Consider the following 17,068-nt stretch of genomic DNA (forward strand, 5'->3'; position numbering starts at 1 on the left):
TTGTTTATAGCTTGACACCCTTAGCATATAACGTCTTCTTCAGAAACGATATAGCAATTAAATCAAATCAACGAAAAATAGACATCTGGAAAAAAAGCCAGACGATTGTCTGACTTTTTTTTGATTTTAAAAAATTAAATTTTAAGTCTAATCATCTTGTTTTGATGATTTGTAGGCATAACTGTATCCATAGCCATATCCACGATTTACACGTTGGATATCGTTGAGGATAAAGCCGTTGACTTTAACACTGGCTTGCTCAAAACGATTCAACACAAGCTCTAACTCTTTCATATGTGTTTTAGCATAACGAGCGATAACCAAATTTACTCCGGCGTGTTGCGCGATAATCACACCATCAGTCACAGCAAGGACAGGTGGAGTATCTATCAGGATGTGATCGTATATCTCAGAAAGTTTAGCTAACATATCTGTGAATTTTTGAGTACCCAGTAACTCTGATGGATTCGCAGGACTCTTACCACGTGTAATCACAGAAAGATTAGGGACTTCCGTCGATTGAATGATCGAGGTCAATTCTAATTGTCCATTTAAGTAATTCGATAAACCTTTTTGGTTATCTTTATTGAAATACTTATGTAGATAACCACGACGTAAGTCGGCATCGATCACCAAGACTTTTTTATCACTTTGAGACAGGATCACCGCAAGGTTGGTCGAGATAAATGATTTCCCTACCTCAGGTGCTGGGCCTGACACCATAATGATATTGTTTTTTGCTGTAGTGAGCGCAAATTGAATTGCGGTACGCATACTGCGCAAGCTCTCAATGGCAACATCATCTGAATTTTGTAGCGCTAAAATAGGAATATGTTTTTTCTTCTTAAAGGCTTTAATTCGACTTTCTTGCACAAGTGAACGCGGTACTGTTGAGTAAACAGGCAATGCAAATGTATTTTCAATTTGGCTAACGTCTTTAATCCCAGAACGTAAGATGTTACGCAGTAGTGCTGCAAGCACACCAATGAAACCGCCAATAAAGATCGAAAGCAATAGGATCATCAATTTTTGCGGTTTAATCGCATTTACAGGTTCAACAGCATTATCCACAATACGAACGTTACCAATCTCACCCGCTTTAGCAATACGAAGCTGTTGGTAAGAGTTAAGTAAGGCAGTATAAAGTTGTTGTTTCACTTCGACTTCACGAAACAGTTGTAAGTAACGACGTTGTAAATCAGGCAAACCTTTAAGAGTATCGTTCAAAGCAGCAATTTTGCCATTGATGACCGCCAATTGAGCCACCATTTGTTTCATAACAGGATGTTCATTGGTATATTTTTCTGACATCTCCGCAAGTTTTTGCTCAATTTCTACTTTTGAGGTTTCAAGCGTAATACTTTGCGATAAATACAGTTCGGATTCTTTGGTGACATCGACGGTATTAAATTCTTGACGGAACTTGTTAAATTCACGTTCTGCCAGATCCAGCTGTTGCTTGAGTTCTGGGAGTTGCTCATCAAGGAATTTTAAAGTTTGTGCCGTTTCAGCTGAACGACGTTCAATGTTTTGTTGACTATAAGCAATCAAAATCGCATTCAGTACTTTGGTGATATGTTCTTTATCTGTACCTTGATAAGTTAAACCTAAAACACCAGTCAATTTTCCTCGTTCAATCACTGAATAATTCATCAGCACAGATTTGATCGCTTCAGGCATGGATTGACTGGTAATTTGATATTCACCGTTTAATGGATTTGAGCTGAAAATGGCCATTTTCCAAGTGCCATATTCATTTACAGTTTGGAATTTATGGTTCAATTTACCCGAAACAATAACTTTATCAGTTTCTGGGTCAATTAAATTAAATTCAGTATCATTGAATTGTAAGGTTAAGGTTTGATCTAAATATTTTGAAGGTATTTCGAATTCGCGAATATCAAATGATTTTTGATCATCTGTAAAGACTACTGATTTAAACTGATATTCAGTTTCATATGGGTTTTTATCGATGAGACGATTAAAAAAAGAATTTTTATCACCAGTAATCACAATATTCAGATTGAGTGCTTTAATCACTTGGCCAAGGACTAAGCGAGATTTAAGAATCTCAATCTCGGCTTGAGACGGTTGTTTTTGCTCGATGACCGTAGACAGCTCGCCTAAAAGCGCAGCAGATGCCCCTTTATTTTCTTCAACCTGAACAAGTGCATCAACAGCGTAAATATTAGGTGTAGTTTTTAAATACAACAATGCGCAGATCATACTTAAAATGATGCACAAGGAAATCAGTTTCCATTGAGCAATTAATGAAAATAGTAGCTCTTTCAGGTCAACTGCATCTTCAGCATGAGTTTCGGTATTTTGGTTCATAATCGTTATATCTAAAGGTTAAATATAGGGTTGCCAATCTGCAATACAGCTTTGAATTAACGTACACGCTTCATCAAAGACCAATTGTTCATGTTGAAAAGGATCAGCGACATTTTTATTTTGCCAGTGGCCCAATCTAAAGGTTTTACCGGTAGAAAAAGACCATTTTTGTTCTATATGTTTTAGTTGATTTTGGCTCATGACTAAAACTAAATCTGCCTGACGTATTAAGTCAGCAGTTAGTTGCTTCGCCACGTGATTTTTTAGCTCAATGTTATAACGTGACATGGCTGTTATTGCTTTTTGGTCTGCTGGATGCCCCACTAAAGCGGATATACCCGCAGATTCAATATGCAAATGTGGGTATTTTTGCCTAAGAAAATATTCAGCCATAGGACTACGGCAAATATTTCCGACACATACCACTAAAATATTCCCAATCTTCATTACTGACCTAAACGATCAAAGTTGTAAAGGAAACTTGAGAATGGAATAACTTGGTTGACGACACGCTGCCAACGCGTTAAGCCTGTTGCATCCACATACACAATATCGTTACTTCGCATATTGAATTGGTTTGCAAGCCCAAAATCACCAATACTCTTCAGATTTAAGTGATAGATCTGGGTTGTCCGATCTACTGGATTGGTGCGTACGACATAGATTTTACTTTTGTTTGCTGAGTTAGGGTTGAGACCTAAGCTTTCACCCAAAACATCGCTCAAGGACATGCCTTGGTCACGTAGAGGGAAGGATTGGTTTTTGGTCGCTTCACCCATCACATAAATTTTCTGATTTTCACGATTATTGACGTAAATCGTGTCATTCGGTTGTATCAGTAAATTATGTAACGAGAAACCAAGCTTCTCCAACTCAATGTTATTCAGTTCATAAGATCTGCCTTGGCGAACAAGGGTAATGGAAGCACTATTTCCTAATTGGGTATTTACACCCCCTGCAAGACCTAAAGCGGTATAAACACTTGTCGGTTGATCGTTTAAAGTGTACTGACCGCCCTTCATCACATTACCTTGTACTGAGTAACGTTGCCCTTGGTATGAAAGCACACGAACAATCACATCAGGCGTTTTTAAATAACGTGCAAGTTGACTTTTTATATCTCGGTTTACTTGATGAACGGTTTTTCCTGAAACTTTAACTCGACCGATAATTGGAAAGTCGATATACCCATTTTGATCAATTTGATAACCGACCGATTGGGCTGTTTCAACATTATTAATCCCAATCGTATTGGTTGGTGGAGTGATTTCAGGGTATGCCCATAAGTATATTGATAAAATATCACCTGGCGTAAGTGTGTAGCTTTTATGCTTACTTTGGAAAAGGTGAGCGAAATCCTGCCGAGAATTCATATCAGCAACTTGAATAGAAGGCATAGTCTCTTGTGTCAGCTTGATTACACTAGCATTTGTACCTAGATCGGTTTGAAAATTACCTTCTTTAGGTAAATCATAAGTTTGTAACCCCGATGTAATAGCACAAGAAGAATTGAGTAAACTTATAATGATAAGTAATTGAAATTTATGCGATCTCACTAAAATTCCTATTTTTAATAATTCCAATATTTTAAATATGTTAAATCATAATTATTTAACAAGTATATAATAGTTTCAAAATAAAATATATAACGCTAAAATGTATTACATACAGTCAAGGGAAATAAACTAAACACATTACTTATAAAATAAATATGGGTGTTTGGTGATTTTAATATTAATTTTGTATAAAACTTGTAAATAAATATTGGTGTAACATTTATGCAATTTATATCTTTTTAAATAAGTGCTTTTATATTAAACCTACATAATTGGTCTGATTTTATTGGTTTAATTAAATTGTGAGTTCTGTGTAAAATTATTATATTCAAAGTAAAAAGTGTAGTTTTTGTGATTATGATTAAATAATTATTAATCAAAATATTAATACACTATTATGAAATATTGAACTGTTTTTTTGAAATAAAATTAATGAATTTTAAATATAAAATAAGATTTTCTGCTATATTATTAAATTGCTGACTTATTAGATCGCATTTATAAACTGTATAAGATAAGGCTTAGGTACGAATGTTACAGCTTAGTGAATTAAAAATTGGAATTATCGGGTTGGGTTACGTTGGATTACCTTTAGCAGTTGAGTTTGGAAAAAAATATCCAGTCATCGGCTTTGATATTCATCAAAGCCGTGTGGAAGAATTAAAGTCAGGACAAGATCGCACACTTGAGGTCTCTCCAGAAGAGTTAAAAAAAGCAATAAATTTACATTATTCATCAGATTTACAAGAATTAAAAAACTGTAATTTTTTTATTGTGACGGTTCCAACCCCTATTGATGAGGCAAACAGACCTGATTTAACACCACTTCGTAAAGCCAGTGAAACCATTGGTCAGGTTATTTCGCGAGGTGATGTTGTTGTTTATGAATCAACTGTTTATCCAGGCGCAACAGAAGAAGTTTGTATTCCGATCATCGAACAAAAATCGGGATTAACATTTAATACTGATTTTTTTGCAGGGTATAGTCCTGAGCGTATTAACCCAGGTGACAAGGTCAATACCTTGACAAAAATCAAAAAAATCACCAGTGGTAGTACACCTGAAATTGCTGATTTGGTCGATCAAGTCTATGGAAGCATCATTACTGCGGGTACGCATAAAGCGACAAGCATTAAAGTTGCTGAGGCAGCGAAAGTGATTGAAAACACGCAGCGTGATTTGAACATTGCTTTAGTGAACGAGCTTTCGGTGATTTTTGATCGCTTGGGTGTCGATACGCTTGATGTTTTAGAAGCTGCTGGAAGTAAATGGAACTTTTTACCATTCCGTCCTGGTTTAGTCGGTGGACACTGTATTGGTGTCGATCCGTATTACTTGACTCATAAAGCTGAAGAAGTGGGTTACAACCCACAAGTGATTTTGGCTGGACGACGTATCAATGACAATATGGCTCAATATGTAGCACAATCTACGATTAAACATATGGTCAAAAATGGTATTGATGTCACAACAGCAACAGTTGGTGTCTTGGGTGTGACCTTTAAAGAAAACTGTCCAGATATTCGTAACAGTAAAATTGCTGATGTCATTGCTGAGTTTAAGCAATGGGGCGTCAAGGTAGTGGTTTACGATCCTTGGGCAGACAAAGATGAAGTCAAACATGAATATGGCATTGAGCTAGGTTTAATTGATGCTTCAAATCAAGTAGACAGTATTGTCGTTGCAGTTGGTCACAATGAATTTCGTCGTCTTTCCGCAGCCGAATTGCGTGGTCTAGTGCGTGGTAATAAACCTGTACTTGCTGATGTGAAAAGTTTGTTTGATCGTCAAGAAATGATGGACAACGGATTCACAGTTTTTAGACTCTAATTAAATATTTGAAAGAAGTTTATAGAATGAAAAAATTTGCACTGATTGGCGCTGCTGGTTATATCGCACCTCGTCATCTAAAAGCGATCAAAGAAACAGGCAATACACTTGCTGTTGCAATGGATGTGAATGACTCAGTTGGGATTATGGATAGCCATTTCCCTGAAGCTGAGTTTTTCACTGAGTTTGAAGAGTTTGAAGCTTATGTCGAAGACCAAAAATTAAAAGGTGAAAAACTCGATTACGTAGCCATTTGTTCACCAAATTATTTGCATGCGCCACACATGAAATATGCGTTAAAAAATGGCATTGATGTGATTTGTGAAAAGCCATTGGTTTTAAGTTCAAAAGATTTAAATCTTTTGTCTGAGTATGAAAAGCAATATGGTGCAAAAGTAAACTCGATTCTTCAATTGCGTTTACATCCATCGATTATTGCATTGCGCGATAAAGTTCAAGCCGCACCTGCAGATAAAATTTTTGATGTGGATTTAACGTATCTAACGTCACGTGGTAAGTGGTACTTAAAATCATGGAAGGGTGTAGATAACAAATCTGGTGGTGTCGCAACCAATATTGGTGTGCATTTCTACGACATGCTGCATTTTATTTTCGGTAAAATTGTTAAAAATGAAGTGCATTACCGTGATGAAAAAACAGCTTCAGGCTATTTGGAATATGAGCGTGCACGTGTACGTTGGTTCTTGTCCATAGATGCAAATAATTTGCCATCGAATGCAGTAAAAGGTGAAAAACTGACTTACCGTAGCATTACCATTGAAAATGAAGAACTTGAATTTTCAGGTGGCTTTACCGATCTTCACACCCAAAGTTATCAACGTATTCTAGCGGGTAATGGTTATGGTGTAGAAGAAAACCGCGCGGCTATTGAAACGGTTGAAGTGATTCGTGTAGCTCCTTTAGTTGAGAATCCGACAAATCCGCATCCTTTATTGTCTAAAGTAAAATAATAAGGAAGTGCATGATGGGTTTTTATCAACATGAAAGTGCAATTGTCGATGAGGGTGCTCAAATTGGTGAGAACTCTCGTGTCTGGCATTTTGTCCACGTCTGTGGTGGAGCTAAGATTGGTCAGGGAGTCTCTTTAGGTCAAAACGTTTTTGTGGGTAATAAAGTTTTGATTGGAGACCATTGCAAGATCCAAAACAACGTCTCTGTCTATGACAATGTGACCTTGGAAGAGGGGGTATTTTGTGGACCAAGTATGGTGTTCACAAATGTATATAACCCTCGTTCTTTGATTGAGCGTAAAGATCAGTATCGCAACACTTTAGTCAAAAAAGGCGCAACGTTAGGTGCAAACTGTACCATTGTGTGTGGTGTGACGATTGGTGAATATGCCTTTGTGGGTGCGGGTGCTGTCATTAATAAAGATGTACCTGCGTATGCACTCATGGTGGGTGTGCCAGCAAAACAGATTGGTTGGATGAGTGATTTTGGCGAGCAATTGGATTTGCCACTTGTAGGTGATGCGGAAGCTGTATGTATTCATACGGGCGCCGTCTATCGATTGAATGGCAAACTTTTGACAAAGCAGGACTCATAATGATTGATTTTATTGATTTAAAGGCTCAACAAGCACGTCTTAAAGATAGAATTGATGCGGGCATACAAAAGGTGCTTACGCACGGGCAGTATATTCTTGGGCCTGAGGTACAAGAACTAGAAGAAAAACTTGCAGCTTATGTGGGTGCAAAATACTGTGTTACCTGTGCAAACGGTACAGATGCATTGCAAATTGCTCAAATGGCTTTCGGCATCGGTCCTGGTGATGAGGTGATTACCCCAGGTTTTACCTATATTGCGACTGCTGAAACTGTGGCGATTTTGGGTGCTAAACCTATTTATGTAGATGTTGATCCAAAAACCTATAATTTAGATGTTCAGCAATTGGAAGCCGCAATTACACCACGTACTAAGGCCATTATTCCTGTGAGTCTATATGGTCAATGTGCTGATTTTGATGCGATTAATGCCATTGCTGCAAAATATAATATTCCAGTGATTGAAGATGCTGCACAAAGTTTTGGGGCAACATATAAAGGTCGTAAAAGTTGTAATTTAACCACGGTTGCATGTACCAGCTTTTTTCCAAGCAAACCTTTAGGTTGTTATGGGGATGGCGGGGCAATTTTTACCAATGATGATGAGCTTGCAAAAGTAATTCGTCAAATTGCACGTCATGGACAAGACCGTCGCTATCATCATATTCGTGTGGGAATGAACAGCCGTTTAGATACGCTACAAGCGGCAATTTTATTGCCTAAACTTGAAATTCTTGATGAAGAAATTCAAGCACGTCAACGTGTTGCTGAAATCTACACATCATTATTTAATGATGCTGGAATTATAACTACACCGTTTATAGAACAATATAATCAAAGTGCTTGGGCACAGTACACGATTCAAGTTGACGGTCGTACTGAACTGCAGGAAAAGTTGAAAGCAGCAGGTATACCGACAGCAGTGCATTATCCAATTCCATTGAATAAACAGCCTGCTGTTGCAGATGTGAATGCAGTTTTACCAATCGGGGATGTGATTGCTGAACGTGTCATGAGTTTGCCAATGCATCCGTATTTAACTGAACAACAACAACAAGAAATTGTGGCTAATATTCGTAGATGAAAAATCTCGTCATATTAACGTATTGCTTTCCTTATTTGGGAGGAGAGCAATTTATTGAATCTGAAGAACGGTTTTGGGCTGAAACTGGGTTTGATCGTGTTTATATCATTCCAGAAATCAAGACCGAAGAAATTAGACATTATCCTGAACAAGTTCAACTTATTCAGCGACCACCTATTCCTTCCTCGGCAAAACAATACATGCTGTTTTTTGTGTTCTTTTATGCATTGTTTTGGCGTGAACTGGCTTATTTAATTAAAAACAAGAAGTTTAACCGCGAAAATCTGACTAATATGGTGAAGGCGGTCATCTATACGACACTTCGCATTAAACAATTAAAGAAGACCTTTAAACAAATTGATGGTGAGTTGTTCGTTTATACCTATTGGAATGACATCGATTTCTATGCATCTTGCGAGTTAAAACAGCAAGGCATTGTTCATCAGGTAATTTCGAGAACGCATGGTTTTGACTGCTATGAAGAGCGTCGGCCACAGTGTTATATGCCTTTAAAACGACAATATCATGCACATGCTAATCAGATCTTTGTCTTGTCCGAATCTGCACGTCAGTATTTTCATGAACGCTATCGTTATAGCATCGACAAGCTTGCGATTTCGAGGCTTGGTGTTCAAATTCCAGAACAGCAAAAATCATATCAACGTGACGACAATGTCATCCGTGTTTTGTCAATTTCTAGTTGCATTTTCGGTAAACGTATTGACCGGATTGTCGATGCTTTGCATCGTTATTCATTAAAACATCAAAAAAATATTGCGTGGACGCATGTTGGTAGTGGTGTATTATTGGATGAATTAAAAGCTAGATCTAAAAAGTATATGCTTGAAAATCCTTACTTTAAGGCGGATTTTTTAGGATTGCTTCCTAATGCCGAAGTCAAGCAGCATATGGCTGAACACGACTACGATCTGTTTATCAATTCCAGTTTGTCCGAAGGCGTTCCAGTGTCTATTATGGAAGCCATGAGTTTCGGCATTCCAGCGATTGCACCTGCAGTGGGTGGTATTCCAGATCTTGTGAAAACGAACGAAACAGGATTTTTACTGAGTGCAAGCCCGAATATTGACGATTTTGTATCGGCAATTGATGTCGTTTATAACGCTCCAAATTATGAGCAATATCGCTCGAATAGTTATGATTTAGTGTATCAACAATATAATTGTGTTCACAATTATCGAGGTTTTATCAAGCAATTAAACGAGATTGCTGATGAATAAAAGGATTATACTGAATTATGCCATTGGACCTGTAGGTTCAGGCTTATTAAGCTTAATCTCTTTACCCTTAATTACTTGGTTTTATTCGGCTGAAGATATTGGGCGTATCTCAATTTTTCAGATCTATATTAATTTTTGTATTTTGTTGTTTTGCATGGGGCTCGATCAAGCCTATGTTCGTGATTATCATGAAAGTCAAAATAAAGCAGAATTATTAAAAAACTTAAGCTTCCCGATTATTGTTTTGACCATCATCGTACTGTTGGGTGTATTGCTTATTTTCCCAAATTTTATTTCGTCACATTTATACGACATCAATAGCATCTATTTGTCTTCAATTACTGTTTTAGCATTTATTGCAGCTGTCATTTCAAGATATTTATCCTTGATTTTACGTATGCAAGAAAAAGCGTTGCAGTTTTCGATGAGCCAAATTTTGCCTAAAATTCTGTTTCTGATCTTTATTGTCAATGTTGTGGTGTTTCAAATTGCCAGAGACACCAATAGTTTGGTGACCGCTAACGCGCTTTCAGTGATTGCTGCATGTTTGGTTTATATTTGGAATACACGACATGAATTAAAAAGTGCATTGCAATCGCGTATCAATACTGAAGTGCTCCGTAAAGGCTTTATTTTTGGATTCCCTTTGTTATTTAGCTCTTTAGCAGGGTGGGGACTAGGTGTTGCGGATCGACTATTTTTAAAAAATTATTCTACATTGTCTGAACTCGGAATATATTCGGTCACCATGAGTGTGGCGACGGTCGCAACCTTATTTGCGGGGATCTTTAATACGATTTGGGCACCCTTAGTTTATAAATGGCAAAGTACCCAAGGTATTGAGTTTGATAAGCTCAATAGCATCGCAATCAACGTGGTGGCAATTGTTTACTTTATTGTGGTGTTGTCAGGGCTGTTTTCTTGGATTGTGACATTCTTTTTTCCGGCACAATATTCCAATATTCAATATCTGTTGCCTGCCTGTTTATTGGCACCGTTGCTATATACCGTTTCTGAAGTCACAGGCATTGGAATATCACTGAGTAGAAGAACCGTATTTACGATGTTTTCGTCATTAATCGCCATGACGGTCAGCATTGCCGTATGTTATTTCATGGTTCCGCTATTTGGCGCGAAAGGTGCAGCCTGTGCAACAGTTCTGGCATTTTTTGTTTTCTATATAGCACGATCAGAGTTTTCTAAACTGCTCATTCCTGAATTCAATTTTAGATCCATTTATATGGCGACATTACTCATTTTGATCGTGAGCATTGCCAATTTATTTTTAACAGATATTTTACGTTATGCCCTATGGATCATATTGTTGTTCATAGGCCTGGTTATTTTTAAAACACCGTTATCTCAAGTCCAAGACTATTGTTCAAATTATTTGAAGAGAAAATCATGAAATTTCTACATACGGCTATGATGAAATCAGAATCATCAGGCATCTTAAATCAAATGTATGGGGAATCTATTTCAGCGCGTGATATCGGTGCAGATTATAAAGTGAAGATCTTTACCGAAGATACTTCAATTGCATCTAAATATTCTGAAATTTTAGAAGTTTATCGCCCGAAGAAGAAAAACAAAATTTTGCGCTGGATTGAATTTCGCAAAGCCTATTTTAACTGGTTAGAGTCGCAGCAAGATGAAATAGACTGTTTCGTTTTAAGACATAGTCTTTACGATCCACTTCAACTTAGCTTTCTTAAAAGAATAAAGAAACCTGTTTATTTAGTGCATCACACCAAAGAGATTGAAGAACTCAGAACTTACGGTTTAAAAGGTAAAATACTGAGTATTGTTGAAACCGTAGCAGGTAATCAGTCACTTCAACATTGTACAGGTATAGTTGCAGTGACCAATGAGCTGATTGAATATGAAAAGCAACGCATTAATGATCCAGACAAGAAATCAATACTATATTCAAACGGTATTTTTTTCGAAAAAAAGGAAATAATAGATCATCGAAAGCCTGAAACATTAGAAATGCTTTTTGTTGCCAGTTATTTTTATGATTGGCACGGTTTAGATTTATTGATTGAGTCTGTACAAAAGAGTAGCCATCAAAATATCTTGGTACATTTGGTGGGAAAAATTACAGACACAGATCAACTTGCAATACAGAATGATCCACGATTTATTTGCCACGGTCATTTAAGTTCAGACGCGATTGCTCAAATTGGACAATCTTGTGTTATCGCACTGGGTTCTTTTGCATTGTACCGTAAGAATTTAAAAGAGGGTTCGACCTTAAAAGTGCGAGAATATTTGTCCCTTGGACTCCCTGTTTATTCGGGACATCTAGATATGTTTCCAGATGATTTTAAGTTTTATAAATTTGGAGAATTACGTATAGATGATATCATTGATTATGCGAATGAAATGATGTCATATCCTAAAGCGGTTATTCGGGATAGTTCAGAAAATTATATTTCAAAATTAATTTTACTTGAAAAATTTATTAAAGAACTAGAATATTTAAATGAATCAATAGATAAAAACACATAATTTCAATTTTAAGGTGTTTAACTCACCAGTAAATAGAAGTTTAACGAATACAAATATTGGTAAAAATTAGAGCTTTCTTATGTTTAAACCTGTTTTAATTTTTAAAAGTTATTTCATTTTTTTAATGTTATCACTTTTCTTAACGTATTTTACGAGTTCAGGAATTATTTCATATAGTCTCCCTATTTTATCATGTGTAATGGTTTTTCTATATTTTATTGTGAATAAATTTTATCTTAAAGATAATGAATGGTTAATTATTTTTGTTTATTTTAGTTTTACAGTTTTAGGGTTAATTTATTATTATATCAATCCTTATAAAGGTTATTTAATCTCACAGTATATGATCTTTATTTTAAGTTTTCCATTTTCTGTGGTTTGCTTAATTTGTTTGGAAAGATATCTGAATTATGAAGAATTTTGTGGTTTTATTAATAAATTGATTGCATTTTTTTCGATTGGTCAATTGTTAGTTACATTAGGTCAATTTGCGGCCTATTTATATGGTTTTAATTTTAAAGTCACTGAAGATTATGAAAATATTATGATGATCTCAGGGACCTTTTTTAATTCAAATGACCTCTCTGTGGTGGTCATTTTAATGGCATTTATTTATAAATTTACTTCAAAGTATCAACAAAAATGGATCAGTTATTCCATTTGGATCATTTTAGCTTATTTGCTTATCGTAACTGGTTCAAGGGTTTGCCTGTTTTTATTCGCATTAATACTATTGTCTATGGGACAATTTACCTATAAAAAAATCATAACGATTAGTTCCTTAGTTTTAAGTACATTTGTATTATTGGTATTTTTTGGAAATCTTGAAGTAGATGTAGATCATCCATTATATCGAATTGTTTATCGTATTAATTCAATTAATTCAATGATTGTCAATGGTATGAATTCTGATGAATCAGTTTCAGATCGAAGTTCATTTTATTTATATTTTATTCAACATATTGAAGATATTGGAATTGGAAGTGTTTCAATAGGAAATTATTTTAAGTTTGCGAATCATAGTTTTAATTTTTCGCCATTATTTTTTATCAATCCGCATTCATTTATTGTAGAAATTGCTTATTGGATGGGTTGGATTGGACTTATTATTTATCTTGTGCTGTATTCAATAATGGTGATGAAGTCTAGAGTTAATTTATTATTTATATTGGTGAGCTTTTCAACATTATTTGTGTCTTCATCACTGATGGGAAATATGGTTTACTTTTTATTGGTCGCTATGGCGAGTTGGATTTGTTATCTCAGTGTTAATCAGACTTCAAAGTTGGATTCTAAAATATGATGAGTAAGTATGTATCGATTGGGATACCATTTTATAATGCTGAAAAGTTTTTTTCTGATGCGATTCAGTCGGTACTTTATCAGACTTATCAAAATTGGGAACTTATTTTAATCGATGATGGTTCTACTGATAAATCATTAGAAATTGCCAATCGTTTTGCGGAAAAAGATTCAAGAATTCGCGTTATTAGTGATGGTCAGAATCGAAAGCTTCCTGCACGTTTGAACCAATTGATTGAGTTATCTCAATATGATTATATTGCTCGAATGGATGCAGATGACCTGATGCATCCAGAGCGCTTAGAGCAACAAATACGTTATATGTCTGAACATGATATCGATGTACTTGGCACATCATATTATACAATTGACAAAAACAATCAGGTTGTAGATAAGCGCATCTTTGATATTCAGTCATTTACTAAAAAAGATTTCTTTAATGGCAATTACTACATCTGTCATCCCTCTATTTTGGCAAAGAAAGCGTGGTATTTGAAAAACAAATACAATGAAAATGCAGATCGCGCAGAGGATTATGAGTTGTGGTTGAGATCGGTATTAAACAATGACTTTAATACTCATATTTTGCCGACGCCGCTGATGTTTTATCGTGAAGATGGTAGTATTAGTAAAACTAAGTTAGTCAATTCTTATAAAACAACTTTAGCTATATTTCATTTACATAAGAAGAAATTTACTGCTAGCGAATACTTTTATGTCTACTTACGTAATATGACTAAAATTTTTTTAGTGAGTCATTTGTATAGTGATGCTTTTGAAAAATATTTATTAAAAAGAAGATCAACAACCAATTCTTTAGATCAATCTGATAAAGAAGATTTAAATCAAAAAATTTCTAAATGGCTCTCTCATTAGGATCAAACATTTAGAAATTTTGGAACTTATTTTATGAAAAAAATCGTGCTGATTGGCACTACCGGTTCGAGTTTTTATGGCTTCCGTGCTGACCTCATCAAGTTGTTGGTCGCCGAAGGTCATGAAGTTTATGCTTTTACTTCCGAGTATACCGATACTTGTTTAACTAAAATTAAACAAGTAGGTGCTATACCTGTGACTTATGAATTGAGTCGCGGTGGATTGAATCCTCTTGCAGACTTAAAATCTCTTTACCAATTGATAAATAAAATCAAACAGATTCAACCCAATATTGTGTTTTCATATTTTGCAAAACCAGTAATCTATGGATCGATTGCCGCTAAAATGGCAAAAGTACCGCGAATTATTGGGATGTTGGAAGGTTTGGGTTATACATTTACAGATCAACCTGAAGGTCAAAATTCCAAAACAAAATTGGTAAAAAGCATACAAACTTTCCTCTATAAAATTGCTTTTCCGTGCTTAGATGAAATGATTTTTCTCAATCCTGATGATGCAAAAGATTTAATCGATGCTCATCATATCAAGGTCAAAAAAGTGCAAATTTTGGGTGGGATTGGTTTGAATTTGAATGAATATACATATTCAGAAGCACAAACTGATCCTGTTAAATTTATTTTTATTGGTCGCTTATTGAAAGAAAAAGGTATTTTTGAATTTGTCGAAGCTATTCGCATTGTTAAATCGAAATATCCTGAAGCAAAGTTTATCGTTTTAGGTGAAATCGATCATCAAAATATGGGGGCACTCAAACAAGAAACATTGGATCAATTCATTCAAGAAAAACTTTTTGAATATCCTGGATACGTCACTGATGTGAAAGGTTGGATTTCTAATGCAAGTGTTTTTGTTTTACCTTCTTATCGAGAGGGGGTGCCACGCAGTACACAAGAAGCGATGGCAATTGGACGTCCAGTGATTACCACGGATGTACCGGGTTGCCGTGAAACAGTGATAGATGGTGAAAATGGCTTCCTTGTTCCAAGATGGAACGCAACGGCCTTGGCAGAGAAAATGTGTTATTTTATAGAACACCCTGAAGCGATCAACATCATGGGTTTAAGAAGCTTGAACATAGCTCAAGAAAAATTCGATGCGATCAAAGTAAATACACGTTTAATGAAAATCATAGGGTTAGGTAATAATGAAACGTTTGTGTGATATTGTTATTGCAACGATAGCTTTAATTTTACTTTCACCTATATTTATTATTGTTGCTTATAAAGTCCGTAAAAATTTAGGATCTCCGATCTTCTTTTTGCAAGAGCGGCCAGGTAAAGACGGCAAACTTTTTAAAATGATCAAATTTAGATCAATGAAAGATGCTTTCGATAAACATGGCAATCACCTCCCAGATGAAGATCGCATTACGCCTTTTGGTCAGAAACTCCGCTCGACCAGTTTAGATGAAATGCCACAGCTGATTAATGTCTTGAAAGGCGATATGAGCGTGGTAGGCCCAAGACCAATGTTGAAAGAATTCGTTGAACTCTACTCTCCTGAACAAGCACGTCGTTTAGAAGTGCGCCCAGGAATGACAGGTCTGGCTCAGATTAGTGGACGTAATGAACTTGATTATGAAGAACGCTTTAAATGTGACGTTTGGTATGTTGATAATCATTCAGTTTGGGTGGACTTTAAAATCATGTTTAAAACCATTTCCGTGATGACCAATAAAGAAGGCATTAATGCGCCTGGACATGTTGGACCTTCATTATTCAAAGGCAACGATGATAAAGATGCTGAGAGTAGTGATACTAAAGAAATCGAAGGAAATGATGAAAAGAAAAAGTCAGATACGTTACACTCTTAACTTTCATCCACAGCCTTAAACTCCAGATTAAGACATTCAAATTATGATCAAAAAAGCTATTCTTCCAGTCGCAGGGTTGGGTACTCGTTTTTTACCAGCCAGCAAATCGATTCCAAAAGAAATGGTCACTGTGGTTGACCGTCCAGCGATTGAGTATGTCGTCAAAGAAGCAGTTGCTGCAGGCATTGAACAAATTATTTTGGTGACACATGCTTCAAAAGCATCCATTGAAAATTATTTTGATCGTAATTTTGAACTTGAAACGACTTTAGAAAGCAAAAAGAAGTTTGATCTGTTAAAAGAAATTACTGAAATTTTACCTTCTCATATTAGTGTGGTGAGTGTGCGTCAGCCTCAACCGCTAGGTTTAGGTCATGCAGTTCTTTGCGCCAAGGATATTGTTGGCGATGACGCTTTTGCAGTGCTATTACCTGACGTACTGGTGAAAGATGCTTCTGAAGAAAATGATTTAGCACGTATGATCCACCGTTTTGAAGCTTCAAATGCTGCACAGATTATGGTTGAAGCTGTACCTGATCATTTGGTCGATCAATATGGTATTGTTGATGTTGAAGCATCCCCTGTTGAAGGCGAAAGTATTGTGATGCAAGGGATTGTTGAAAAACCAGCTGTTGGTACTGCGCCATCAAATTTATCGGTCGTAGGTCGCTATATTTTGCCAGCCAAAATTATGCAATTATTGGAAAAGACACCACGTGGTGCGGGAAATGAAATTCAATTGACTGATGCAATTGCGATGTTGCAACACGCTGAGGCAGTTGAAGCGTATCGTATGAAAGGTCAAACTTTCGATTGTGGTAGTAAAATTGGATATTTAAAAGCTGTGCTACATTATGGTCTTGAGCATCCTAAACTAGGTGTAGCGTTTAAAGACTTGATTAAAGAATTAAATATTTAACAAAACTTTGGTATGC

15 protein-coding genes are annotated in these 17,068 nt (G+C 35.9%); 12 read left to right on the forward strand and 3 right to left on the reverse strand.

What is annotated here, in order from left to right:
• Positions 1 to 147: 147 nt before the first annotated feature.
• The 3 genes from G8E00_RS00485 to G8E00_RS00495 are packed head-to-tail and all read right to left on the reverse strand — an operon-like array spanning position 148 to position 3,890.
• The gene (locus tag G8E00_RS00485) at positions 148 to 2,334 is read right to left on the reverse strand and encodes a polysaccharide biosynthesis tyrosine autokinase (RefSeq protein ID WP_166221272.1); all 2,187 of its coding nucleotides are present in this window, start codon (positions 2,332 to 2,334) and stop codon (positions 148 to 150) included.
• Positions 2,335 to 2,352: 18 nt separating this feature from the next.
• Positions 2,353 to 2,781 carry a low molecular weight protein-tyrosine-phosphatase gene (locus tag G8E00_RS00490; protein WP_166008933.1) on the reverse strand — a complete coding sequence of 143 codons (429 nt, stop codon included), beginning with the start codon at positions 2,779 to 2,781 and terminating at the stop codon, positions 2,353 to 2,355.
• Positions 2,781 to 3,890, reverse strand: coding sequence for a polysaccharide biosynthesis/export family protein (locus tag G8E00_RS00495; RefSeq protein ID WP_166008931.1), 1,110 nt, complete (start codon positions 3,888 to 3,890; stop codon positions 2,781 to 2,783). Before G8E00_RS00495 ends, G8E00_RS00490 begins: the two co-directional genes overlap by 1 nt.
• A gap of 531 nt (positions 3,891 to 4,421) precedes the next feature.
• On the opposite strand from G8E00_RS00495, the gene tviB reads away from it, so the two are divergent.
• The 12 genes from tviB (at position 4,422) to galU (ending at position 17,052) form a co-directional block, all read left to right on the forward strand.
• The gene (tviB, locus tag G8E00_RS00500; protein WP_166008929.1) at positions 4,422 to 5,720 is read left to right on the forward strand and encodes a Vi polysaccharide biosynthesis UDP-N-acetylglucosamine C-6 dehydrogenase TviB; all 1,299 of its coding nucleotides are present in this window, start codon (positions 4,422 to 4,424) and stop codon (positions 5,718 to 5,720) included.
• A 26-nt stretch (positions 5,721 to 5,746) separates the two neighbouring features.
• Positions 5,747 to 6,691 (forward strand): Gfo/Idh/MocA family protein, encoded by a 945-nt coding sequence (locus G8E00_RS00505; protein WP_166221274.1) that lies wholly within the window; start codon positions 5,747 to 5,749, stop codon positions 6,689 to 6,691.
• Between the two features lie 14 nt (positions 6,692 to 6,705).
• Complete coding sequence (wbpD, locus tag G8E00_RS00510) at positions 6,706 to 7,287, forward strand: UDP-2-acetamido-3-amino-2,3-dideoxy-D-glucuronate N-acetyltransferase (protein WP_166226338.1); 582 nt, start codon at positions 6,706 to 6,708, stop codon at positions 7,285 to 7,287.
• Entirely contained in the window at positions 7,287 to 8,369 is a 1,083-nt protein-coding gene (locus G8E00_RS00515) for a DegT/DnrJ/EryC1/StrS family aminotransferase (RefSeq protein ID WP_166221276.1), read from the forward strand. Before wbpD ends, G8E00_RS00515 begins: the two co-directional genes overlap by 1 nt.
• Complete coding sequence (locus G8E00_RS00520) at positions 8,366 to 9,607, forward strand: glycosyltransferase (protein ID WP_166221278.1); 1,242 nt, start codon at positions 8,366 to 8,368, stop codon at positions 9,605 to 9,607. Before G8E00_RS00515 ends, G8E00_RS00520 begins: the two co-directional genes overlap by 4 nt.
• Positions 9,600 to 11,015: an oligosaccharide flippase family protein gene (locus tag G8E00_RS00525; RefSeq protein ID WP_166221280.1), complete on the forward strand. Its 1,416-nt coding sequence runs from the start codon at positions 9,600 to 9,602 to the stop codon at positions 11,013 to 11,015. The genes G8E00_RS00520 and G8E00_RS00525 overlap by 8 nt, the downstream gene beginning before the upstream one ends.
• Positions 11,012 to 12,121, forward strand: coding sequence for a glycosyltransferase family 4 protein (locus G8E00_RS00530; protein WP_166221282.1), 1,110 nt, complete (start codon positions 11,012 to 11,014; stop codon positions 12,119 to 12,121). Before G8E00_RS00525 ends, G8E00_RS00530 begins: the two co-directional genes overlap by 4 nt.
• Positions 12,122 to 12,200: 79 nt before the next feature.
• Positions 12,201 to 13,424: an O-antigen ligase family protein gene (locus tag G8E00_RS00535; RefSeq protein ID WP_166221284.1), complete on the forward strand. Its 1,224-nt coding sequence runs from the start codon at positions 12,201 to 12,203 to the stop codon at positions 13,422 to 13,424.
• On the forward strand, positions 13,421 to 14,299 hold the full coding sequence (locus G8E00_RS00540) for a glycosyltransferase family 2 protein (protein WP_166221286.1): 879 nt from the start codon (positions 13,421 to 13,423) through the stop codon (positions 14,297 to 14,299). Before G8E00_RS00535 ends, G8E00_RS00540 begins: the two co-directional genes overlap by 4 nt.
• A gap of 33 nt (positions 14,300 to 14,332) precedes the next feature.
• Entirely contained in the window at positions 14,333 to 15,481 is a 1,149-nt protein-coding gene (locus G8E00_RS00545; protein ID WP_166008900.1) for a glycosyltransferase family 4 protein, read from the forward strand.
• Complete coding sequence (locus tag G8E00_RS00550) at positions 15,465 to 16,133, forward strand: sugar transferase (RefSeq protein ID WP_196781995.1); 669 nt, start codon at positions 15,465 to 15,467, stop codon at positions 16,131 to 16,133. The genes G8E00_RS00545 and G8E00_RS00550 overlap by 17 nt, the downstream gene beginning before the upstream one ends.
• Positions 16,134 to 16,176: 43 nt before the next feature.
• A complete protein-coding gene (gene galU, locus G8E00_RS00555) occupies positions 16,177 to 17,052 on the forward strand; it encodes a UTP--glucose-1-phosphate uridylyltransferase GalU (protein WP_166221288.1) in 876 nt (291 codons plus the stop codon).
• Positions 17,053 to 17,068 lie beyond the last annotated feature (16 nt).

Origin of the sequence: Acinetobacter shaoyimingii, from assembly GCF_011578045.1 — a bacterium.
Classification (GTDB): Bacteria; Pseudomonadota; Gammaproteobacteria; order Pseudomonadales; family Moraxellaceae; genus Acinetobacter; species Acinetobacter shaoyimingii.